This window comes from Coprococcus sp. TM115-187, from assembly GCF_027679115.1.
Lineage (GTDB): Bacteria > Bacillota > Clostridia > Lachnospirales > Lachnospiraceae > Allocoprococcus > Allocoprococcus comes.
Genome location: NZ_JAQEKS010000002.1, coordinates 63898 through 88232, shown reverse-complemented (window position 1 = coordinate 88232; position 24335 = coordinate 63898). Strand labels below are relative to the sequence as shown.

Annotated in this window: 21 protein-coding genes and 1 pseudogene; all 22 read left to right on the top strand. The window is 41.7% G+C overall.

Features of this window, described 5'->3' with window-relative positions; all coding sequences use genetic code 11:
* The first annotated feature begins 26 nt into the window (after positions 1-26).
* The 22 genes and pseudogenes from PGW42_RS02225 to PGW42_RS02120 all read left to right on the top strand — a co-directional run bounded on the left by PGW42_RS02225 (position 27) and on the right by PGW42_RS02120 (position 24284).
* Complete coding sequence (locus PGW42_RS02225) at positions 27-884, top strand: aldo/keto reductase (protein WP_227084492.1); 858 nt, start codon at positions 27-29, stop codon at positions 882-884.
* Between the two features lie 167 nt (positions 885-1051).
* Positions 1052-3031 (top strand): sodium-translocating pyrophosphatase, encoded by a 1980-nt coding sequence (locus PGW42_RS02220; protein ID WP_022221079.1) that lies wholly within the window; start codon positions 1052-1054, stop codon positions 3029-3031.
* Between the two features lie 197 nt (positions 3032-3228).
* Complete coding sequence (locus PGW42_RS02215) at positions 3229-3663, top strand: C-GCAxxG-C-C family protein (RefSeq protein ID WP_117555895.1); 435 nt, start codon at positions 3229-3231, stop codon at positions 3661-3663.
* Positions 3664-4347 (top strand): TIGR04282 family arsenosugar biosynthesis glycosyltransferase, encoded by a 684-nt coding sequence (locus tag PGW42_RS02210; protein WP_022221077.1) that lies wholly within the window; start codon positions 3664-3666, stop codon positions 4345-4347.
* On the top strand, positions 4340-5317 hold the full coding sequence (locus PGW42_RS02205; RefSeq protein ID WP_022221076.1) for a (Fe-S)-binding protein: 978 nt from the start codon (positions 4340-4342) through the stop codon (positions 5315-5317). The genes PGW42_RS02210 and PGW42_RS02205 overlap by 8 nt, the downstream gene beginning before the upstream one ends.
* A gap of 18 nt (positions 5318-5335) precedes the next feature.
* A complete protein-coding gene (locus tag PGW42_RS02200) occupies positions 5336-6217 on the top strand; it encodes a LysR family transcriptional regulator (RefSeq protein ID WP_117822966.1) in 882 nt (293 codons plus the stop codon).
* Positions 6218-6322: 105 nt separating this feature from the next.
* On the top strand, positions 6323-7582 hold the full coding sequence (locus tag PGW42_RS02195; RefSeq protein ID WP_117555899.1) for an ABC transporter substrate-binding protein: 1260 nt from the start codon (positions 6323-6325) through the stop codon (positions 7580-7582).
* 1 nt (position 7583) lies between these two features.
* Positions 7584-8447 (top strand): ABC transporter permease, encoded by an 864-nt coding sequence (locus PGW42_RS02190; RefSeq protein WP_270202790.1) that lies wholly within the window; start codon positions 7584-7586, stop codon positions 8445-8447.
* A 13-nt stretch (positions 8448-8460) separates the two neighbouring features.
* Positions 8461-9270: an ABC transporter permease gene (locus PGW42_RS02185; RefSeq protein WP_117834326.1), complete on the top strand. Its 810-nt coding sequence runs from the start codon at positions 8461-8463 to the stop codon at positions 9268-9270.
* Positions 9271-9283: 13 nt separating this feature from the next.
* Complete coding sequence (locus PGW42_RS02180; protein WP_117834324.1) at positions 9284-10309, top strand: ABC transporter ATP-binding protein; 1026 nt, start codon at positions 9284-9286, stop codon at positions 10307-10309.
* A gap of 15 nt (positions 10310-10324) precedes the next feature.
* Positions 10325-11212, top strand: coding sequence for a nucleoside hydrolase (locus PGW42_RS02175; protein WP_270202789.1), 888 nt, complete (start codon positions 10325-10327; stop codon positions 11210-11212).
* Positions 11213-11217: 5 nt separating this feature from the next.
* Positions 11218-11895: pseudogene (locus PGW42_RS02170) on the top strand (TIGR04283 family arsenosugar biosynthesis glycosyltransferase); the annotation flags it as partial.
* Between the two features lie 139 nt (positions 11896-12034).
* Positions 12035-12811: an ABC transporter permease gene (locus tag PGW42_RS02165; protein WP_117555911.1), complete on the top strand. Its 777-nt coding sequence runs from the start codon at positions 12035-12037 to the stop codon at positions 12809-12811.
* Between the two features lie 8 nt (positions 12812-12819).
* Positions 12820-13557 carry an ABC transporter ATP-binding protein gene (locus PGW42_RS02160; protein ID WP_022221069.1) on the top strand — a complete coding sequence of 246 codons (738 nt, stop codon included), beginning with the start codon at positions 12820-12822 and terminating at the stop codon, positions 13555-13557.
* A gap of 9 nt (positions 13558-13566) precedes the next feature.
* Positions 13567-14148 carry a hypothetical protein gene (locus tag PGW42_RS02155; RefSeq protein ID WP_270202787.1) on the top strand — a complete coding sequence of 194 codons (582 nt, stop codon included), beginning with the start codon at positions 13567-13569 and terminating at the stop codon, positions 14146-14148.
* 21 nt (positions 14149-14169) lie between these two features.
* Entirely contained in the window at positions 14170-16626 is a 2457-nt protein-coding gene (locus PGW42_RS02150) for a glycosyltransferase (RefSeq protein WP_118217982.1), read from the top strand.
* Between the two features lie 3 nt (positions 16627-16629).
* On the top strand, positions 16630-18423 hold the full coding sequence (locus tag PGW42_RS02145) for a glycosyltransferase family 2 protein (RefSeq protein WP_270202786.1): 1794 nt from the start codon (positions 16630-16632) through the stop codon (positions 18421-18423).
* A gap of 18 nt (positions 18424-18441) precedes the next feature.
* The gene (locus PGW42_RS02140; RefSeq protein WP_118217986.1) at positions 18442-19791 is read left to right on the top strand and encodes an undecaprenyl-phosphate glucose phosphotransferase; all 1350 of its coding nucleotides are present in this window, start codon (positions 18442-18444) and stop codon (positions 19789-19791) included.
* On the top strand, positions 19788-20723 hold the full coding sequence (locus tag PGW42_RS02135; RefSeq protein ID WP_117555923.1) for a glycosyltransferase family 2 protein: 936 nt from the start codon (positions 19788-19790) through the stop codon (positions 20721-20723). The genes PGW42_RS02140 and PGW42_RS02135 overlap by 4 nt, the downstream gene beginning before the upstream one ends.
* Positions 20716-22005 (top strand): LCP family protein, encoded by a 1290-nt coding sequence (locus tag PGW42_RS02130; protein ID WP_243002752.1) that lies wholly within the window; start codon positions 20716-20718, stop codon positions 22003-22005. Before PGW42_RS02135 ends, PGW42_RS02130 begins: the two co-directional genes overlap by 8 nt.
* Before the next feature lie 15 nt (positions 22006-22020).
* Positions 22021-22950 carry a rhodanese-like domain-containing protein gene (locus PGW42_RS02125; RefSeq protein ID WP_270202785.1) on the top strand — a complete coding sequence of 310 codons (930 nt, stop codon included), beginning with the start codon at positions 22021-22023 and terminating at the stop codon, positions 22948-22950.
* Positions 22950-24284: a glycosyltransferase gene (locus tag PGW42_RS02120; protein ID WP_270202784.1), complete on the top strand. Its 1335-nt coding sequence runs from the start codon at positions 22950-22952 to the stop codon at positions 24282-24284. The genes PGW42_RS02125 and PGW42_RS02120 overlap by 1 nt, the downstream gene beginning before the upstream one ends.
* The last annotated feature ends 51 nt before the right edge of the window (positions 24285-24335 follow it).

Here is a 24335-nt window from a genome sequence, read left to right as displayed (position 1 = left end):
AAAACAAAATGCAGGGAGTGGAAATCATGAATAAAAAGGAGATAAAACTGAGTAATGGAATGGAAATGCCAAGACTTGGAATGGGAACCTGGTTTCTTGGAGAAAATAGGAGCAAAGACGCGGAAGAGACAGCGGCACTCAGAGCAGGAATTGATGCGGGAATACGATTGATCGATACAGCGGAAATGTATGGAGATGGAAGATCAGAGCAGTTGATCGGACGAGCAATCCAAGGGTATGACCGCAGCAGGTTATTTCTTGTATCGAAGGTATATCCGCATAATGCCGGAAGAAGAAAAATTTTCAAAAGTCTGCAGCAGACACTGAAAAATCTACAGACAGATTATCTGGATTTGTATCTTTTACACTGGAGAGGAGGAATTCCACTTGAGGAAACGGTAGAATGCATGGAACAGCTTGTGAAAGAAGGAAAGATCCGTAGCTGGGGAGTATCGAATTTTGATACAGACGATATGGAAGAATTGTTTTCAGTGCCGAATGGAAATCATTGCGTGGTGAATCAGGTGCTGTATCATCTGGGCTCCAGAGGAGTAGAATTCGATCTTCTTCCGTGGTTAAAAGAACACAATGTGCCACTTATGGCATACTGTCCGCTGGCGCAGGCAGGGGATCTGCAGAAAGATCTTCTGCAAAGCAGTGCAGTGAAGGAAGTAGCGCGGATTCATGGAATTACACCAATGCAGGTGCTTCTGGCATTTGTTCTGTATAAGGAAAATGTGATTGCCATTCCAAGAAGTGGAAAGGCAGAACATGTACTGCAGAACTTGGAGGCAGGAAAGGTTCATTTGACAGTGGAGGAATATGCCAGATTAGATGCTGCTTTTCCGGCACCTCGGAAAAAAATATATCTTGATATTGTGTAAATCCCAATGGAATGTGGACGGTGAGATACAAATTAAAAAAATAGAGAAAGACCACACTTATAGATAAACAAAATAAAACTTATTGAAAATTTAAAAAATTGTTTTGCATTCTTGTTCTTTTTATGATATTGTCTTTAGAGGTACAATAATTCAGGGAGGAACAAGAAATGAATAATTACATGTATCTGGTCCCGATTGCAGCTGTTATTGCTTTATTATTTGCAGCATATCTTGCTGGTAAAGTAGGAAAACAGGATGCAGGTACGGACCGCATGAAAGAGATTGCAGGCGCAATCGCGGAGGGCGCAAGAGCTTTCCTCATGGCTGAATACAAGATTCTGGTCATTTTTGTAGTAGTGCTTTTTGTACTGATCGGATTTGGTATCAGCTGGGTAACAGCAGTATGCTTTGTAATTGGAGCACTTTTCTCAACAGTTGCAGGATACTGTGGTATGACAGTCGCTACAAAAGCGAACGTAAGAACTGCTAACGCAGCAAAAGAAAGCGGAATGAATAAAGCATTATCAATTGCTTTTTCTGGCGGGGCCGTTATGGGAATGTGCGTAGCAGGTCTTGGAGCACTTGGCGTAAGCCTTGTGTACATTGTTACAAAGAACGTAGATGTGCTTTCTGGATTCAGCCTTGGTGCATCTTCAATCGCACTTTTCGCCCGTGTTGGTGGTGGTATCTACACCAAAGCAGCAGACGTTGGTGCAGACCTTGTTGGTAAAGTAGAAGCAGGTATCCCGGAAGATGATCCGCGTAACCCGGCTGTTATCGCTGACAATGTAGGTGATAACGTAGGTGACGTTGCTGGTATGGGAGCAGACCTTTTTGAATCTTATGTTGGTTCACTTGTATCAGCACTGACTCTTGGAGCAGCAGCAGGAGCTGTATCCGGAGTTCTTTATCCGCTTGCGATCGCAGGATGTGGTCTGATCGCTTCTATCATCGGAACCTTCTTTGTAAAAGGTGATGAGAATTCGAATCCGCAGAAAGCTCTTACAAAGGGAAGCTATGCAGCTTCTATCGTAGTTATTGTTGTAGCACTTGTACTGAGTAATGTACTCTTCGGAAAGATGAGTGCAGCTATTGCTGTTATCGCAGGTCTGGTTGTCGGTGTGATCATCGGTAACATCACAGAGTACTACACATCAGCAGACTACAAACCGGTTCAGGGAATCGGAGAACAGTCAGAGACTGGTGCAGCTACTACAATCATCAGTGGTCTTGCAGTAGGAATGAAATCTACAGCAATCCCGCTTCTCCTGATCTGTGTAGGTATCTTTGTATCTTACTCAGTTGCAGGACTTTACGGAATCGCACTTGCAGCAGTAGGTATGCTTTCTACAACAGGTATCACAGTTGCCGTTGATGCATACGGACCGATCGCAGATAATGCAGGTGGTATCGCAGAAATGTCAGGACTGGATGAATCTGTTCGTGAAATCACAGATAAGCTTGACTCAGTAGGAAATACAACTGCAGCTATGGGTAAGGGATTCGCAATCGGATCAGCAGCCCTTACAGCACTTGCACTTTTCGTATCTTATGCACAGGCAGTTGGTCTTGAAGCGATCAACCTTCTTGACTACAGAGTAATCATCGGTATCTTTATCGGTGGTATGCTTACATTCCTCTTCTCCGCATTTACTATGGAGTCTGTATCAAAGGCTGCATACAAGATGATCGAAGAAGTAAGACGCCAGTTCCGTGAAAAACCGGGCATCATGAAAGGTGAAGAAAAACCGGATTATACATCATGCGTTGCAATCTCTACTACAGCAGCTCTTCACGAAATGCTGCTTCCGGGTGTGATGGCAGTCGTAGTACCGCTGATCGTTGGTATCGTTCTTGGCGTGGAATCCCTCGGTGGATTACTTTCTGGAGCACTTGTTACAGGTGTACTTATGGCAATCTTCATGTCCAACGCTGGTGGAGCATGGGATAATGCTAAGAAATACATCGAAACAGGACATCATGGCGGAAAAGGAAGCGAAGCTCACAAAGCAGCAGTTGTTGGTGATACAGTAGGTGATCCGTTCAAGGATACATCAGGACCGTCTATTAACATCCTGATCAAACTTATGACAATCGTTTCACTTGTATTTGCACCGTTATTCTTATCAATCGGTGGATTACTGTAAGAATTGAATAAAGTAAAAGAAATCCTTCATTTGCGGGAAACCGCAGATGAGGGATTTTTTTGTAAAAGGCACGAATTATTTGATTTATAAATAAGACAAGCAAATTATAGTTAAATACGATAAGACAATCTATAGAAATAGGACTGGTTTGATGTTAGAATGAAAAAGTGATGTAAGATGACAAAGGAGAGAGAAAAATGATAGAAGAAAGTATGATTCGGGAAAAATTTATAAAAGGATATGATTGCTCTCAGGTCGTTCTGTCTTATTTCGCAGAGAGACTTGGGATTACGGAAGAGATGGCGAATAAAGTCTCGGCTTGTTTTGGAGGTGGAATGATGCATGGGGATACATGCGGTGCATTTACCGGAGCAATCATGGCTGTTGGATTAAAATATGGACACTGGGATGTGAATACTCTGCTTCGGCAAAAAGAAGAAATGATGAACAAATATGCAGAATTTAGAGCATTGTTTCTGGAAAAGTTTGCAACAAACAGTTGCAAAGAGTTATTAGGCTATGATGTATCGCTTCCGGAACAGCTTGAAGAAGCACTTTCGAGTGGCAGAATGCTGGATTTTTGTCCTAAAGTAGTGGAAAGTGTGATTGAAATGTTGGAGGAAATATTATAGATGAAAGATGCACTTATTTTATTTACGAGGGTGCCGATACCAGGACAGACAAAGACCAGGCTGATGCCTTTTCTAACTGGGGAAGAGTGCGCGCGTCTACATGCCTGCTTTGTAAAGGATATATATGAAAAAGCAAAGCAGGTGGATGCGGATATTTTCGTGTTTTTTACACCAAAGGATGAAAAGAAGCTGCTACAGCAAGTTCTTGATAATGAGACAGTATGTCTTCCACAATTTGGTGATGATCTTGGTGAAAGGATGAAGAATGCGATTGGAATCGTACTGAGAATGGGGTATGAGAAAGTAATTCTGATCGGGACAGATATTCCGCAGATTCATCCGGAAACACTGAAAAATGCATTTGATAATCTTGGGGGAAAAGATATTGTGATTCATCCTACATTTGATGGAGGGTACTATCTGATCGGAATGAAAAAAGAATATGATTCTATATGGAAAATTGAACGATACGGAACGAATACAGTTATTTATGATACCTTACAGCACATGAGAAATGAGAAGCTCTCTACGGCGGTAGGTCAGATGTATTATGATGTGGATGATAAGGGAGATTTGTACCACCTGTATGAGGATATTGAAAAGGGAGCAATTTGTAACTGTCCAATTACGATTGATTATCTGGAACTGGGACTGAAAGGAAAGCTGGATAAAAATTATGAATAAGTGGGATTTGGATGCATGTATCCATTGTGGAAAATGTACCAGAAGTTGTCTGTTTCTGGAAAAATACGGAATTGATCTGCCGGTATTAAAAGAAAAACCGGAGCTGGCATATCATTGTTTCTTGTGTGGAACCTGCGGGTGTGTCTGTCCAAAAGGAATTGATGGAAAAGAGATTGCACTTGACAGTCGGAGAAAATTGGTTGAAGACGGAGGTGGGAAGCTTCTTGATAATTCATATGACGGACTGCTCTTAGAAAAGAATCCGTATAAATTTGCAAATTACCGCCATTCAAAAAAGAAAGCAGTTTTTTTTACGGGATGTAATTTTCCGTCTTTTTTTCCGAAAACGACAGATAAGTTGGTGGAAGAATTCGCAAAATATGATGTGGGAGTTGTATATGACTGTTGTGGGAAACCGATTGAAGAACTGGGACTTGTTTCAGAGGCAGCGGGGATCATTGAGCGAATCAACTGGAAATTAAAAGAGTCAGGAGTAGAACAGGTGATCATGGCATGTCCGAACTGCTATTATTTTTTAAAAGGACGACTGGATGCGGAGATTATCAGTGTTTACGAAAAAATGGCAGAGCTTAAAATTGGAAATATTTATCAAAAAGAAAGGATTCCAATGTATTATCCATGTCCGGACCGAAAAGACAGAAAGTTTGAATATGATATGAAGCCATTCCTTGTCGGAAAGGTAGAAGATGCATTCAGAGATGTACAGTGTTGCGGGCTTGGTGGATGCGCAGCTGGAAAAGAAGCGGATGTGGCACAGGCACTGACAGACCGTGTAAAAGCATCGAGGGAGCCGGAACTTTATACATATTGTGCTTCGTGCATCTGTAGTTTCAGAAGGAGAGGATATGAAGATGCAAAGCATTTGCTACCGCTTATTATGGGAATCGATGAAAAGGTACCTCTTGGGAAAACACCTATTTTGAATCGGGCAAAATGTAAATTTAAATAGGGGAGTCGTGGGAAAAGAATGACGATTAAAGAATTAGAGGAATTTCGGATGATTTGTCTAAGAGGAAGTCTTGCGAGGGCTTCAAAAGAGCTTTTTATGTCACCACAGGGACTCAGCCGTGTACTGAAAAATCTGGAAAATGAACTGGAATGTACGTTGCTTGACAGGGTTGCCTCCGGAATAGAACTGACAGAGAGCGGACAGAGGCTGTATGATTATGCAAATACGGTTCTTAGCGAATATGACAAATTGAAAAAAGAAATTGATATGATACGTGCGAGTGAGGAAGGGACAGTAGAACTTCTGGTTGCCTATGATATCCTGCGTTACCTGACGCCAGACTGTATTCTGGAATTTCAGAAGAAATATCCGAATGTGACATTTTCTTATATGGAATATCCGGATCGGATCGTAGAGAAAATGCTGCTTGACAAAGAAGGGAATGTGGCATTGTCGATCGGACCATTTGCAGGAGATTGTTTTGATATGAAAAGTTTAAAAAAATGCAGTCTGGGGCTTCTGGTCTATGAAGGACATTCTCTGGCGAAAAAAAGAGAAGCAACTATTCTGGATCTGGAAGGCGAGCCTCTTTATCTTGAAAACAGCAGTTTTAAACTCAATGAGTTTATTCAGAGCAGATGCTGGAACCGGGGATTTGAACCGGATATTGTATTTGAGACAAATGGATTTGATCTCTGCTATAAAATGTGCCGGCTGAAGAGAGGGATTTCTGTGACGATTGACTTTGTCCATGAAGATATGAATACAGAGGGGCTGGTCATGATTCCTTTCGCAGAAGATGATATGATCTGGGAAATCGGTCTTCTTACGCTGAAGGACAGAGCAATGGAATCATCGGTAGAAAAATTCTATAAGTATATAGAAAAATACAATAGCTAAACGAAGTGTTGAGGGGCAACAACAAAGCAGGAATGAAAAACAGCGTGCTTTTTGTTAATAATTTGTTATAATGAAGGACGGAGAAAATGAAGGAGGAAAATTTTAATGAAAAAGAGAATTGCAGCGCTGCTTTTAAGTACTGTGATGGCGTTTTCCTTAACAGCATGTGGAAACAGCGCAAAGACAGAAAAAGCAGACAACAAAGAAACCAAGCAGACAACCGAAGCCGTAGAGGATATGAGCTTCGATGAAATGGTGGATGCAGCCAAGGGTACAACCGTTACATTTTACGGATGGGGCGGAGATGATAGCTTAAATGACTGGCTTGATAACTACTATGCACCGCGTCTGAAAGAAAAATATGACATCACACTGGAACGTGTACCGATGGATATTGATGCGATTTTAAGTCAGCTTTCCGGTGAAATTTCAACAGATAAAAAAGATGGCGATATCGATATGATCTGGATTAATGGAGAAAACTTCAAGACCTGTAAAGAAAACAACATGCTTTACGGACCGTTTGCAGAAGAACTTCCGAACTTCCAGTCTTATATTGATACAGATGATGAAGAGACAAATGCAGACTTCTGCTTTCCGATTGAGGGATATGAAGCTCCATACGGAAAAGCACAGCTTGTTATGATCGCAGATACAGCAGTAACACCGGATCTTCCGACAAACACAGATGAGTTCATGGAGTTCTGCAAAGCGAACAAAGGAAAAGTAACTTATCCTGCATTACCTGACTTTACAGGAAGTGCATTTGTTCGTAATGTGATTTACGATATCTGCGGATATGAACAGTTTATGGATATGGAAGCTGATAAAGAGACTGTAAAAGCAGCAATTGAGCCAGCTCTTGAATATCTGCGTGAACTGAATCCATACCTGTGGAATGAAGGAAAGACTTTCCCGAAGGATTCTACGGCACTGACCAATATGTACTCTGACGGAGAAGTTGTAATGGATATCTCTTACAGTGCATATTCAACAGCTACCAATATTGAAAATGGTACTTACACAGAAACATCTCAATCCTTCCAGTTCGATAAAGGAACAATTGGAAATACAAATTACATTGCAATTGCAGCAAATTCAGGAAACGTAGCAGGAGCCCAGGTAGCAATCAACGAGATGATGGATCCGGAAGTACAGGCAGATCGTTTCACAGAGATCCGTACCATTCCGGTTGTAGATTACAACAAATTAAACGATACACAGAAAGAAGCATTTGATAAAGTTGAAATCGGTAAGGGAGCAATCTCTCAGGATGAACTTTTATCAAAACGTCTTCCGGAAATGCCTTCCGCACTTGTACCGATCATCGAAGAGATCTGGGCAGAGGAAGTAGTAGGAAAATAAAATGAAGAAAAAAATGACACCTTATATACTGTTGGTGCCGCAACTTATATTAGGCGTAGTTTTTATTATTGGTCTGGGAACTGGAATCATCCAAAGTTTAGGGGTGATTCCAGCTTTTGGGTTAACGGAACCGACGCTGAAATATTATAAGGAGGTACTGACAAGGCCGGATCTTTTGCAGTCATTAAAATATAGTCTGTACATTGCATTTATGTCGGCTTTTCTTGCCACAGTAACAGGAACATTTCTGTGTGCAGTTCTGGTGAGTGCCGGAAAAGTGCGCGGAATCATTATGCGGATTGTTCAGATTCCGATCATTGTTCCCCATGTTGTTGTGGCACTCTTTATTGTAAATATTCTTTCGCAAAATGGAATCCTTGCGAGAATCCTTGCAAATGCAGGACTGATTACGGATCAGCAGCAGTTTCCGATGCTGATCTATGACAGATATGGACTTGGTGTAATTCTTGCCTATCTGTGGAAGGAAATTCCATTCATAATCTATTTTGTGATTGCTCTGATGGCGAATATCAATGGCAGTCTTGGAGAAGCAGCGACCAATCTTGGAGCGAATAAACTTCAGACCTTCATGAAAATAACGCTTCCTTTATGTATGAATACAGTGCTCAGTGGTTTCCTGATCATCTTTGTATTTGCACTTGGAGCATATGAGCTGCCGTTCATACTTGGAGCAACGACACCAAAGGCGCTGCCGGTTCTGGCTTATCTGGAATATACCAAGCCGGATCTGCGGGCGCGACCGTATGCGATGGCGATCAATGGAATCCTGATCGTGATCGCGCTGATTGCAGCAGTTTTATATTACATATTACTTCGCCGGAGCACGAAGAAGCTGGCAGGTTAGGAGGAACAGGAAGATGAAAAGAAAAAAGAACATCTGGGAAGGCCTGATCATAGGCAATTTTATTTTCCTGGTTATCGTACCGATCCTTACAATCCTTGTCTGGGTGGGAACTGAGAGATGGGCGTGGCCGTCGCTCATACCACAGAAATTTTCTATGAGAGCCGTTAAGGGAATACTGAGAAACCGACAGCAGTTTGCGTGGCTTTGTACATCCAGCCTTTTTATATCTGCGTCGGTTGCTTTCCTGTCGGTTGTGATTGGAACGATGGCGGCAAGGGCACTGGAATGCTATGATTTTTTTGGAAAGAGGCTGTTTTCATTTATCGCGATGTTTCCGTTTCTTGTTCCGGGAACCGTATTTGCAATGGGGGTTCAGATTACATTTATTAAGTGTGGACTTAGCGGAACTGTTCTGGGGGTTATTATTGTCCATCTGATCTGCTCCCTTCCATATGCAGTGACACTGATGCAGGATGGCACAAGAGCGATAGGGGTAAAGCTGGAGGAACAGGCAAGAGTTCTGGGAGCTGGTGCGCTTCAGGCGTTTTTTAAAGTGACGTTTCCGAATCTGTTTCCGGTCATGCTTTCTGCGTTTTCGATGGCATTTGTTGTTTCGTTCAGTCAGTATTTCCTGACGTTGATGATCGGCGGGGGAAATGTCAAAACATTTGCGATCGTCATGGTTCCATATCTCGGAAGCGGAGAACGTAATTTTGCCAGCATTTACAGTGTGATATTCCTGGTGATCATGCTTCTGGTGTTTGGAATATTGGAATGGATCGTGGGACGTTTTACAAAGGCACAGGAAGTAGAATATTATTAGGCAGGAGGAGCACATGAGTCTTACAATTAAAGAACTTTGTGTAGATTTACAAAAGATAAGAATACTGAAGAATATAAATCTGGAGATTAGAACGGGAGAATTTATTTCGCTTCTTGGCGCCTCAGGCTGCGGAAAGACAACACTGTTAAAAAGCATTGCAGGTCTTCTTGAAACGCAGGAAGGGGATATCCGGATCGATGACACATCGATTACAAATCTTGCACCGGAAAAAAGAGGAACCGTGATTGTTTTTCAGGATCTCAGACTGTTTCCGCATATGACAGTAGAACAGAATATCAGTTTTTCGATGGATCTGAAAAAAATCCCGAAAAAAGATAAGCAGGCGCGGGTAGGAGAACTGTTAAAAGTTGTTCAGCTGGAAGGATTTGAGAAGCGTAAGATCCAGGAAATGTCCGGTGGACAGCGTCAGAGGGTCGCGCTGGCAAGAGCGCTTGCGGCAGATCCGAAAATTCTTCTTCTTGATGAACCATTTTCAAGCCTAGATGAGAATCTGCGGTGCGAGATGGCAGATCTGGTAAGAAAGCTGCATCATGAGATGGAGCTTACGGTCGTTATGGTCACGCATGATAAAGAAGAAGCAATGAAGGTGTCTGACCGGATCGCTCTGATGAAAGCTGGAGAAGTGCTTCAGTATGATAAGCCGGAGAGGATATTTTACCATCCAGAGTCCAGAGCGGTGGCAGATTATATGGGACAGACAAATTATATTTTGGGGAAAGTGGAGAATGGCAGATTCGTAAGCCGGGCAGTTTCATTTGAGACGCAGAAAGCAGAAGGAGAGTATGAGCTGATGGTCCGACCATCGGCGATCACGCTGACTGTAGATGAGACGGAAAGAATGTATCAGATTGAAGAAGTTATGTTTGAGGGGGAAACAGCAGAAATCCTGTTGAAGTATGCAGATGGAAAGCTGACAGTATGGCTGCTTCACCGTGACTGGATGAAACTGGGGGTAAAAACAGGAGAACTGGTTGGCATCAAAATTGATGAAAGACAGGGGATTTTGTTTCAGAAGTGATAAAAGGAGAATGGTATGCGAAAAATAATTCATGATTGTGACTGTACGTTTGGAATTAACGGGTGTGATGTAGATGATGGACTGGCACTGCTGTATCTTCTGGGGGATCCGGAAGCAGAGGTTCTGGGAGTGACGACAACTTATGGGAACAATACGCTGGAGAAGGTTTACGAAAATACAAAGAAGTTTGTAAAGAAAATCGGGCATGACGAGTTGCGTGTTTACAAAGGTGGAGCGGCACCGGGAGAAACCGAAGGGGAAGCGGCACATTATCTTGCCGAGATGGCAGAAAAATATGCCGGGGAGCTGGAAATTCTGGTGACGGGTTCCGTGACAAATCTTTATGGAGCCTGGAAACACAATCTTGAGTTTTTTCATCAGGTGAAGAGTATCGTATTGATGGGAGGAACAACAGAACCGCTGATCTTTGCAAAGCGGGAAATGGATGAACTTAATTTCTCCTGTGATCCGCTGGCAACTTATGCGACACTTACCAGTGGAACGGATGTTGCGGTTATTACGGGTAATAATTGCCTGAAGGTACTTTTTACAAGAGAAGAGTATGAAAGAGAACTTTCGGATCTGAGTAAGGGAGTTGTAAGGCTGATCAAGAATGAGACGGATTACTGGTTTGACAATAACTGGGATGAATATGGAATTCCCGGATATTATAACTGGGATGCGATCGCTGCGGCTTACATGATGCATCCGGAACTTTTTGAGACACAGATAGTGGACATGCAGCTGTCAACAGAAAAGCTTACAAAGGGAAGAATGATTCTGGCAGAGGATGAAGCGAAAAAGAACTGCACCCTCAAGATCCCGGTGATCAGAGATGCGGACGAGTTCCGGAGAAATCTGTATGATACCTGGATGAACGTAGAAATTGAAACCGTGAAGTAGAGATGAAAATATCAATTATTATACCAACATACAATGAAGAATCGACAATTGAAAGGCTGATGGAGACACTGGAGCCGCTGAATGAAAGATGTGAGATTCTGTTTGTAGACGGGGGAAGCACGGATGGAACACTGGCACTTTTGAAGGACCAGTATCCGGTGATTCAGTCCCCGAAAGGAAGGGCAAAGCAGATGAACATGGGAGCGGAAGAAAGCAGTGGAGATGTACTTTTTTTCCTGCACTGCGACAGTGAAGTTCCACCTACAGCATTAGAAGAGATTGAGACTGTAATGAAAAAATACCGGGCAGGGTGTTTTGGAATTGCATTTCATTCATATAACTTTTTTATGTTCGCCTGCAGGGTGATCTCCAATCACAGGATTAAAGACAGAAAAGTAATGTTTGGAGACCAGGGGATTTTTATTGACCGGAAGTTGTTTTTTGAAGTGGGAAAATTTCCAGAGATGCCGATTCTGGAGGATTATCAGTTTTCACTGATCCTCAAAGAAAAAGGGATTCCGCTTGGGATGACAAGACACAGGATTTATACTTCAGACAGAAGATTTGGCGGAAATACAATCGAAAAGCTGAAAGTAATGTGGCTTATGAACCGGCTGAGAGCCATGTACCGGGATGGTGTTCCGGCAGAAGAGATTGCAAAATTATATAAGGATGTCCGTTAGGGAGTCTGCTTTATGCAGACTCCTTTACTTATTCGGAAAATCAATAAAAGAAATAGAGAAAATCAATGATAAGTGTAAGGGATTTGATTGAATAAAGACTGAAAAAATAATATAATTATAATTTAAAGGGGAAGAAAATATGTCAGTTTATATTCAAAATTTTGTCAAATTTAAGCCGTTTTTAAAAGAACTGGTTTCAAGAGACGTGAAGGTGAAATACCGGCGTTCCATACTGGGGGTTTTATGGACACTGCTGAATCCACTTCTTATGATGACGGTTTTATCCATCGTTTTCTCAAATCTGTTTAAATTTGATATAGAGAATTTTCCGTTGTATTTGTTATGTGGGCAGGTTATTTTTAACTTTTTCAATGACGCTACGACAAATGCAATGTCAGCAATTATCGGGAGTGCATCTCTGATAAAGAAGGTGTATGTACCGAAATATGTATTCGTGATGTCAAGGGTGTGTTCCAGTCTGATCAATCTGATGGCATCCTGTGCAGCGTTATTTCTGATTATGATCGGTATGCGTGCGGAACTTCACTGGACAATGCTTCTTTCAGTTGTGCCACTTTTTTTGCTGGTGGTTCTGGCTCTGGGGATTGGACTGATTCTGGCGACGATTGCGGTGAAATACAGGGATGTTCTGCACTTGTATTCGGTGCTGATGGCAGTGCTGATGTATCTGACACCGGTTATCTATCCAATGTCGATTCTGCCGGAATGGTTATACCATCTGGTAATGATAAACCCTCTGACCAGTATTCTGATCATGTTCCGGAATGTTGTGATCTATGGCATACTTCCAGGTCTGGTGATGCTTCTGGTGACAGCAGCAGAAGCTGTACTGTGTCTTGGAGTGGGATGCTGGGTTTTTTATAAGCATCAGGATGGTTTTATCTTTGATTTGTAGGAGTAAGGATGGAGAAAAAAGTAATTGTAAAAGTAGAAGATGTTTCCATCAAATTCAGTCTGGCATCAGAGAAATTTGATGGATTTAAGGAATATTTTATACAGAGAGTAAAGAAAAAGATTACCTATCAGGATTTCTGGGCACTGCAGGATGTGTCGTTTGAAGTCTATAAAGGAGAAACACTGGGACTGATCGGTGTAAACGGAAGTGGAAAAAGTACGATGTTGAAAATCATTGCCGGTGTCATGAAACCAACCTGTGGCAGCGTTAAGACTTCCGGTGTGATCGCGCCGCTGATCGAACTGGGAGCAGGGTTTGATTTTGACCTGACTGCGAAGGAGAACGTATTTCTGAACGGGACGCTGCTTGGATATACCAGGGAATATCTGGAGGAGCACTATGAAGAGATTGTAGAGTTTTCAGAACTGGACCAGTTTATGGATGTACCGGTGAAAAATTTTTCATCGGGAATGTTTTCGCGTCTCGCGTTTGCGGTAGCAACAATCGGACAGCCGGATATTCTGATCGTGGATGAAGTATTATCGGTAGGCGATTTCCATTTTCAGCAGAAATGTGAAGCAAGAATTAACCGGATGAAGGAGAATGGGGCTACGATTTTGTTTGTTTCGCATAATATGGAGCAGGTGAGAAATCTGTGCAGCCGGATTGTATGGCTGGAACATGGAAGAGTTCGTAGTATTGGGGATGCAGATGAGTTGTGCAGAGAATATCAGGAAGCAGAATAAGAGGGAAAAATGAAAAAAATAAAAAAGATGGCAGCAGTCATTATACTGATTCTGATTGCATTTATTTATGGACATATTCATAAGACCCATGCGATTTATGACCGGACGGTTGAAAATGATCAGTATATCATGCTGGACGGATCACAGAGTCAGATAGCACAGGAGTTTATCTGTGAGGAAGATTCGCTGGATGGAATTCAGGTGAAATGTCAGAATTTGCAGGAAGATCCAGAAGCAGAGATTCGAGTTTATCTTCAGGATTGTGAAAATGGAGGAATTGTTGCAAAATCTGTGAAGAAAGCAGGAGAAATCAAAACGGGCAAATTCAATGAATTTTCGTTTGATACGGTCAGCAGATGCAGAGGGAAGGCGTATAAAGTAGTGTTTGAGAAAGATTTTCTTGCACTTTATGCAGAAAAAACATCAGGAGAAGGAACAAATTTGAAAATAAATAGTGAAGAAAGTGAAGGAACTTTAATTTTAAAGACGGTTACATATCGGTTTGATATAGAAACATTTTGTGTATTTATGTTATTAGTATCGTACATCTGTGTTTTCTTTCAGTTTTTGAACTGGTTATTTTCCAGATAGTATGGAAGAGAGGACTTGAAAATGGAAAATGCTTTTTATATTGTGGCATGTCGATTTCATGTAAGAGAAAAAGACAGATTGCTTATTACAGGATATTTTCTGGAAAACAGACCGGATGGAAACCGGATTGAGATCCGGCTGGATGGTAAGAAAATGTTTTATACAATGGATGGAATTCGTCTTCACCCAATGAAATTCCGCAAGATAAAAAAAAGACTTATTACCAAACAGTTTTTTTTCTGGGTACATCTTCCGAAAGACTGGAGAGAGGCATCCAGACTGGAGGTAGCACAGTCGTACCGTGGAAAAGAAGAAAAGATGAAGATATTTGCAGTCAGTGAGTTGAAAAAACTGGAAAAATGGCAGGCAAATAGTATTGATAAAGTGAATATGGAAGAGAAAGGCTTCTCAATCGAGGGATGGTATTATAACAGGAAAAATGCATCAATCCGGTTTTTAGATGAGAATCAGAATGAGCTGGAGATGAAAGAAGAAAAAGTACGGCGGCTGGATGTTTTGCGGGAGTATCCGGAATGTAAAAAAGAAGAAATTGTCGGATTTAAGGCATTTTATGAGGAAGTCGTTCCGCGAAAATTAGAAGTGTGCTTTGAAGAGGACGAAAGGCATGCGGAAGAGACAATGAATCTTAAAAGAAAACTGAGACGCCAGAAAATGCAGGATGATCTTCGCAAAGTCAGAATCTATTATCGTCAGTTTGGAGTCCGTGCGGCATTTATAAGGGTTGGTGACAAATTAAGTGGAAAAAACGGTACTGAGTATGAAGAATGGCTGCGAAGACATGAGCCGTCCAAAATCAGGCTGTATCAGCAGAAGAGAAAGAAGTTTGCCCGGATGCCAAAGATTTCGATTGTTGTTCCCCTTTATCGGACACCAGAAGAATATCTGCGGGAAATGCTGGATTCTGTAAGAAGACAATCCTATCAGAACTGGGAACTCTGCCTCTCAGATGGAAGTGGGGAAGATTCACCGATTACAGAAATTCTGAAAGAGTATACAAAGAAGGATAGCCGGATCCAAGTGAAGAATAATAAAAAACAGCTGCATATTTCAGACAATACAAATGTGGCACTGGATATGGCAACAGGAGATTATATCGCTTTTATGGATCATGACGATCTGCTGACACCGGACGCATTGTATGAGTGTGTGGCAGAGCTGAATGAATATCCGGATACAGAGCTTATTTATACGGACGAGGATAAGATTACAATGGATGGAGAAGAGTATTTCTTCCCTCATTTTAAATCGGATTTTAATCTGGATATGCTCTGTACAACAAATTATTTCTGTCATCTGGTGGTTGTTAAAAAGGAATTATATCAGGCGGCAGGAAAGTTGAACGGCGAATACGATGGTGCACAGGACTATGATTTTGTACTCCGGTGTGTTGAGAAAACCGATAAGATCCGGCATATACCGAAAATCCTATATCACTGGCGAGCATGCGAAGGATCTACAGCAGGCAGTGCAGACAATAAATCCTATATTGTGGATGCAGGTGCAAAAGCGGTAAGAGCGCATTACAGAAGAATGGGAATTGAAGCAGAAGTCATTCCAACGAAGTATCCGGGAATGTACCGGACAAAATATCCGGTGAAACAAACGCCTAAGATATCAATCATTATTCCGAACAAAGATCATACCGATGATCTGATCAAGTGTCTGCGGTCGATCCGGGAGAAAAATACATATGAGAATATAGAAATCCTTATTGTGGAAAATAACAGCCAGAAAAAAAGAACTTTTAAAGATTACAGAAGGATCATGTATGAGGATTCCAGAGTTAAAGTTCTGTACTGGAAAGGAGAAGGGTTCAATTATCCGGAAATCAACCAATATGGAGTTGACCATGCGGCTGGAGAATATCTGCTGTTCCTGAACAACGATACAGAAATGATCGGCAGTGATTGCATCAAAGAAATGTTGAGTTATTGTATGCGGGAGGATGTAGGTGCTGTCGGAGCGAGAATGTATTACGAAGATGGAACGCTTCAGCATGGAGGAGTGATCATCGGACTTGGAGGAGTGGCAGGACATGCATTCCTTGGCATAGACGGAGATTCGCCGGGATACTTTGCGAGGGCGCAGGTGATCCATGATCTGAGTGCGGTGACCGCAGCCTGTATGATGATGAAAAAACGGGTGTATGAAGAAGTTGGAGGATTTGACTCGAAGTTTGCTGTGGCATTTAATGATGTAGATCTGTGCCTGAAAATACGAAAAGCCGGATATCTGATCGTATATGATCCATATGCGGAACTGATTCATTATGAATCCAAGTCAAGAGGATATGAAGATACGGAAGAGAAAATCGAACGTTTCCACGGAGAAGTAAATCTGTTTCAGACAAGGTGGAAAGATTTCCTGAAAAAGGGTGATCCATATTACAGTCCGAATCTGACACTGGATCATAATGATTTTGGACTGAATCATCTGGCAAAAGTGGAGAGGAGATAGGAGATGTTCAATAAAATGTCTCTGTATCGGGTAAAAAAAGGATTCGTATATCTGCGGTACTTTGGACCAAAAGAGTTTCTGATACGATTAAAAGAAAGAATCCGTATTCAGAAGATTGATTATGAAAAATGGTATGAGAATCACAGACGAACAGAAGAGGAATTGGAAAGTCAAAGGCAGGAAGTATTTGCGTATGCACCCCTGATCAGTATTGTCGTGCCGGTATATCAGGCACCGGAAGAATTTTTGAGACAGATGATTCTGTCTGTATGCCGTCAGACGTATAAAAATTGGGAATTATGTATGACTGTTTCAGATGAAGAGAGACACAGAATGGAAGAAATTCTGGAAGAGGATGAGTTCAAAGAAAAAGCGATTCACCTGATCGGTATTTCAGAAAACAGAGGAATTTCTGAAAATACAAATGCAGCGATAAAGGAAGCTACCGGAACATATATCGGTTTTTTGGATCAAGATGATCTGCTTGCGCCGGATGCATTGTACGAGATGGTAAAGAAGTTGAATGAGTATCCGGAGGTCGGACTTCTTTATTCAGATGAAGATAAAGTGACGGCAGATCTGAAAAAACATTTTCAGCCGCATTTTAAACCAGATTTTAATCTGGATCTGTTGCGAGCCAATAACTATATTTGTCATCTTTGCGTGATAAGAAAAAGTCTAATTGAAGAAATAGGTGGATTAAGAAGTGATTTTGACGGAGCACAGGATTACGATCTCGTTTTCCGCTGTGTGGAAAAAACGATAATGGCGCATGTGCCGAGGATTCTTTATCATTGGAGGGTACATCAGGTTTCTACTGCGGACAATCCAATCAGTAAAACTTATGCATTTGAGGCTGGACAGCGTGCCATAGAAGCACATCTGCTAAGATGTGGTGAACATGCAGAAGTTTTACCGGAACTGGATAGAGGGTTTTATCGTGTCCGGTATAAGGTGCAGGGGAATCCAAAGATTTCCATTCTGATTCCCAATAAAGATCATATAAAAGATTTGGAGAAATGTCTACAATCGATTTCCAGATCGGATTATAAGAATTACGAGATCATAATTATCGAAAATAACAGCGAAAAAGCGGAAACATTTGCTTATTATAAAACAATAGAGTCAGACCGGATCCGGATTCTGAAGTGGGAGGGATCATTTAATTATTCGGCGATCAACAACTACGCAGTAAGCGAGACTGATGGAGAATATCTGGTACTTCTGAATAATGATACAGAAGTGATTGGAAAGGACTGGCTAGGAGAAATGCTTGCGAACTGCCAGAGAAAAGAAGTCGGGATTGTCGGAGCAAAGCTTTATTATCCAAATGGTCAGGTGCAGCATGCTGGAGTCATTGTTGGGATTCGGGGAATTGCTGGTAATATGTTCCGGGGACTTCCAAAAGGTTATTCCGGGTATATGCACAAAGCAAGTACTCAGCAGGATTTGTCAGCGGTGACCGCAGCATGTATGATGGTAAAGCGTTCTGTATATGAAGAAGTGGGTGGATTTGAGGAGCAACTTGCAGTGGCGTTCAATGATGTTGATTTTTGTCTGAAGGTGCGCAGATGTGGATATCTTGTAGTGTATGATCCTTATGTGAAACTGTATCATTATGAATCCAGATCGAGAGGGGCAGAAGATAATGAGGAAAAGATCAGAAGATATCAGTGTGAGATTGATTATGTACGCCGGAACTGGTCTGAAATCATGGAAAAAGGAGATCCGATGTACAATCCTAATCTTACGCTGGTGAAGTGTGATTATTCTTTGCGTGAAAAAGAAGATGGATAGAGAAAAGATGGTGGTATTTTGATAAAGAACAATCAGCGGATGTTAAATAAAGCGCAGGTATGTATGGATGCGGGAATCATTGGTGCTACATATTTTTTCTCATGGTATCTGAGATTTAAAAGTGGGCTTTTTGTGCAGGACGCAGGGGTTCTGCCGGCGAAAACGTATTTTTCAGCTTTGTTTTTAATAATCCCTGGATATCTGCTTTTGTATAGTATTTTTCAGCTTTATATGCCGAGGAGGGTAAAAAGTTACCGTAAGGAGCTGATGGATATCATCCGTGCCAATGGAATTGGATTTATGATCTTTATCCTGGTACTTTATTTTATAAAGCAGGAGCATTTTTCAAGACAGATGCTGTGTATTTTCTTCTTTATAAACATCTCGCTGGAATTTGCTTCGAGATATCTGATTCGCACAATTTTGTGGAAAATGCGAAAGCAGGGACTGAATCAGAAACATATCCTGATGATTGGAGAGAGTCAGATGGCAGAACAGTATATGGACAGGCTGAGAGAGAATCCAAAGTGGGGATATCAAGTGTTTGCCCATCTGAAAGATGAAGAAAAACTGGAAAGAATACTGGAGGGGAATGAACTGGATGAGGTTGTGATTGCGCTTCGTGCGGAGGATTATGGAAAACTGGAGCGGATTGTGGATGTCTGTGAGAAGGCAGGGGTACACACGAAAATGATTCCTGATTTTGGAAATGTGATTTCTACCAGGCCTTATATTGAGGATGTGCAGGGGATTCCGGTGATCCATGTCCGCAGAGTTCCACTGAATATCATGCGGAACAGGGCGGCAAAGAGGGCAGTTGATCTGATTGGGGCAACGGTTGCAATCATTCTTTTTTCACCGGTCATGCTGCTTACTGTGCTGGTGGTTGCCTTGACAGAGGAAGGAAGTGTGATCTACCGGCAGGAAAGAGTTGGACTGCATAACCAGGTATTTTATATGTACAAATTTCGGTCTATGATCATGCAGGATGAAGAAAAGGAAAAAGCAGAATGGTCTACCAGGAATGATCCGAGGATTACACCGGTTGGAAAGCTGATCCGCAGAACAAGTATAGATGAATTGCCGCAGCTTTTTAATGTGCTGAAAGGGGAGATGAGTCTGGTGGGACCAAGACCGGAAAGACCGCAGTTTGTGCAAAAGTTCCGGGATGAAATTCCACGTTATATGGTAAAACATCAGGTACGTCCGGGAATGACTGGATGGGCGCAGATCAATGGCTACCGGGGAGATACTTCCATTGAGAAGCGGATCGAATATGATCTTTACTATATTGAGAACTGGACAATGGTATTTGATATGAAAATATTGATTCTGACAATTTTTAAAGGATTTTTTGACGGAAGATGAAGATAGATGTGATCATACCGGTCTACAGACCGACAGAAAAACTGCATAAAGTATTGTACAGGCTCTGCAGACAGACGCACCTTCCGGAGCAAATCATTCTGTTACACACCAGGGATGGGATAAAGCTGGATGTTTCGGTTTGTAAAGACCGGGTTTCTGTTACAGAAATTCCGATTTTGGAAAAAGAATTTGATCATGGAAGAACCAGAGAGCAGGGAATCTGGATGTCAGATGCAGATATTGTGGTCATGATGACCCAGGATGCAGTTCCGGCAGATCCGTTTCTTTTGGAAAAGCTTTCAGAAGTATTAAATGAGCATCCGGATGCTGTGGCAGCTTATGCCAGACAGATACCGGATCAGAACTGTGGTCTGTTGGAAAAATATACGAGAGTTTTCAATTATCCCCCAAAAAGCCAGATTAAATCGCAGAAGGATTTGCCAAAACTGGGAATAAAAACTTATTTTTGCTCCAATGTGTGTGCTGCCTATCGGAGAGGAGTCTATCTGGAACTGGGAGGATTTCCGTATCCGGCCATCTTCAATGAAGATTTGATCTTTGCAGCAGGAGCAATCCAAAATGGATGGAAGATTATTTATAAAGCAGATGCACGGGTGATTCATTCTCATGAGTATACTTACAGAGAGCTGATAAGGAGAAATTTTGACCAGGGTGTATCGCAGGCATGTCATCCAGAAATATTTGAAAGAGTAAAGTCAGAGAAAGAAGGCATACACCTGATTTGCACACTTGTGAAAAAGCTTTTAAAAGAAAGAAAATATTTGCAGATTATACAGCTGTTTGTGGAAAGCGGGTGCAAATATCTGGGCTACCAGATGGGAAAACATTACCGACAATTACCGGAAAGTTTCATCATGAAACTGACAATGAATCATAATTACTGGAGAGGAAGGAATGATGAGGATGCTTAAAAAAATTGCAGGATGGTCATGGAAGAAAAAGATAATAGTGATTATTTGCGTAGTGTTGACACTTGTTCTGGGGGCGGCAGGTGCCGTATTCGGATATGCTGCCAGTAAAGTGAACAAAATTCAGAAGATTGAAGTAAAAAAAGAAACGTTGAAAGAGTCTATTACAGAAGAGGTGGAGCATAAAAGCGGATATCTGAATGTGGCAGTATTCGGGCTGGATTCTAGGGATGGGTCACTAGATAAAGGAAATCGAAGTGATACGATCATGATCGTAAGTTTGAATCAGGAAACTTATGAAGTGAAAATGGTATCGGTGTACCGTGATACTTTTATGCGGCTGAAAGATGGAAGTTATAATAAGGCGAATGCAGCCTATTCTTATTTCGGACCGGATGGGGGTGTTGCTCTTTTGAATGAGAACATGGATATGAACATTGAGAAGTATGTATCTGTGAACTTTAATGCCTTAGTCGATGTAATTGATGCGGTGGGAGGAATGGATCTGGAGCTGACTGATGCAGAAGTAGTCCACATGAATAATTATTGTGTGGAGACTTCTGAAGTAACCGGAAAAAGTTATAAGAAGATTGAGCCGGAAGTCGGAGGTAGCTATCATCTGAATGGAGTACAGGCGGTTTCTTATGCGAGAATCCGTTATACAGATGGTGGAGACGCGCAGCGTACAGTGCGTCAGAGAATCGTCCTTCTGAATATCATGCAGAAGCTGCAGCAGATGGACCTGACGACGATCAATAAGATTGCTGACAGTGTTTTTCCACAGATTGCAACCAATTTTTCTTTTACTGAAATTCTGAATTATGCGAAAGATTTTCAAAAATATAGAGTAGGTGAAACACTTGGATTTCCAAATGTAAGATATTCCAAAATGCTTTCTGGAGTGGGAAGTACAGAAATTGCAGATACACTGGCATCCAATGTTGCCGAGGTACATCAATTCCTGTTTGGAGATACAGATTATCAGGTATCCGGGACGGTAAAAGGAATTGATGATGAAATAAACGATGCGCTTTCCAGTGGAAAATATGAGGAAGCAGACGAAACTGAAAAAGAGGATGAAAAATCGGAAGATAAGACATCTGAGGAAACAAATCATACAGAAACAAATATAAAAGTAACGGAAGATGGAAATGCAGGAACGGATTCCGGCAGTTCATCGGGAGACAGTGGTTCGGGTTCGCAGGCAGTGACAGAACCGCAGCAGCCGGATACAGAAGCACCACCGGATTACTATGAGGAAGATTACTATTACGGTGATGATTAGAGGAGGAAAAAGGAAATGAGAAAAAGAACAAAGTGGTTATGCAGTGTATTGCTTGTTGCAACAATTGGTCTGACAGGATGTGGACAGAAACAGAAGACAGAAAGTAGGGCAGAGAAATCTGATGAAAATCATTTTGTAGGAGAGTGGATTGTTGAGCCGGAGTATGCAATCAGCAAGGTTGGAGATGAAAATACGCTGTTTGTAGATGGAAGGGGAGAAAAAAAGGCAATCCTTGGAACTGTAAAAGGTGCAATTGCTACAGTATGGCAGGACTGGAGTATTACAGAAGGAAAGCAGGGAGATGAGAAATGGGGGTGCATCCAGGAGCCGGAACAGCTGGAAGAGACTCTTGGCAATCTTGGAATTACAAAGGATAAAGAAATTATTCTGATCGGTGAGACCCTAGATGGATGGGGAGATGATGCGAGACTTCTCTGGGAACTCTGGGCAGCCGGATATGAAGATGTGAAGATGGTAGATGGCGGATGGAAGGCGTTGAAAGACAGTGGAATCAAGACACAGTTCCTCGCATCCAAACCGGAACCGGCAGAAGTAAAAATTGATGAAATTGATTATTCCCATGTGATGACAACCGAAGAATTACAGAAGAATTATGACGAGTACAAAATTGTGGATGTGCGTACTGATGAAGAATATGAAGGAGCAATTCTGTATGATGAAGCAAAGGGAGGACATCTTCCGGGAGCAATTCATATCCGGTACACAGATCTGTTCAATGATGCAGGATATCTGAAATCCAATGAAGAACTGACAAAAATGTTTGAGGATGCCGGACTGTCTAAAGATGATGAGATCGTCACTTATTGTACAGGAGGAATCCGCTCGGCATATACACAGCTGGTAATGGAAATGTGTGGATTTGAACATACATACAATTATGATCAGTCATTCTGGAGATGGGCTGTTGTTGGAGATGTAGAATAATGGTTAGCGTTTTGATGTGTACTTATAACCGGAGATTTTGCCTGCAACAGGCGATTGACAGCGTACTTTGTCAGACGTATCCGGATTTTGAATTTGTCATCGTAGATGACGGATCGACCGACGGAACAGAAGAACTGATTAAAAGCTATCAGGATCCACGGATCAGATATTTTAAACTGGATCAGAATTCGTTTTACTGTTATGCGGCAAATCAGGGGCTTGATCACTGCCAAGGAGACTATGTGGCATTTATGAACAGCGATGATGCATGGTTGCTGGATAAACTGGAAAAACAGGTGTCAGTTATGGAACAGAACCGAATGCTTGGTGCATGTTTTACAAGAGTGTATCTGGTAGATGAGAGCGGCAATGAGATATCGGAAGAATGCAGAGATATGGCAGCACTTTTTGACAGAAAGTGTACGACACAGAACGAATATCTGCATACGCTTCTGCAATCTGGGAATTTTCTTTGTCATCCTTCGGCGCTGGTCAGAAAATCCGTTTTGGACAAGATTGGATATTTCAATCTTTTGTATCGTCAGCTGGCGGATTATGACCTGTGGCTTCGGCTTGTAAGTGAGTCAGAGATCACGATTTTGGAGGAACGGCTGATTCGGTTTCAGTGGGATATAAAAGGGAAAAAACAGATCAGCATGTCGACAAGAGAAAATTCGGTGCGTTCATTTAATGAATCTGTTATGATCCGAAAAAACTACATTGAAAAGATGTCTGAAAAAAATTTTTTCCAGTTTTTCAGGGGAGATTTTCAGAATCCGGATTCTACATCACATTTACAACTGGAATTTGAAAAGGCATTCTGGCTGATGAAATGTACAACTAAAGAGCCAGGACTGAAAGCGGCAGGGATGGAAATGCTGGAGAGGGCTATGAGAGAAGAGAATGCAATGGAAACTTTAAGAGCGCATTTTCATATGGATATTTTTGATTTGTATCAGTGGACTGGAGAGCATATGTATAAGACGCCATGGCTTATAAGTGAAATTGAAGAAGGAAGCCAGCAACTGGCGTATTATAAAGATATTATCAGACAGAAAGATGAGTATATCGGGCAGCAGAAAGAACAGCTTGAAAAACAAAATGCAGCGATTGAACAGCAGCAGGAATATATAGAAGGACAGCGAAGGCAGACCGCGCATTATGAAAAACAGCTGGATGAACTTGGCAGACGGATGGAACAGAAAACAGGGCAGCTTAAGAAATATGAGGATAAGATCAGAGAGCAGGATGAAATGATCCAGATATATGCAAATTCAACCAGCTGGAAAATAACAGAACCGATGAGAAAAATCATGCGTCTGCTGAAAAAATGATTTATAGAAAAGATGAATATACTTAATCCGGGATAAGGACAATCAATTAGT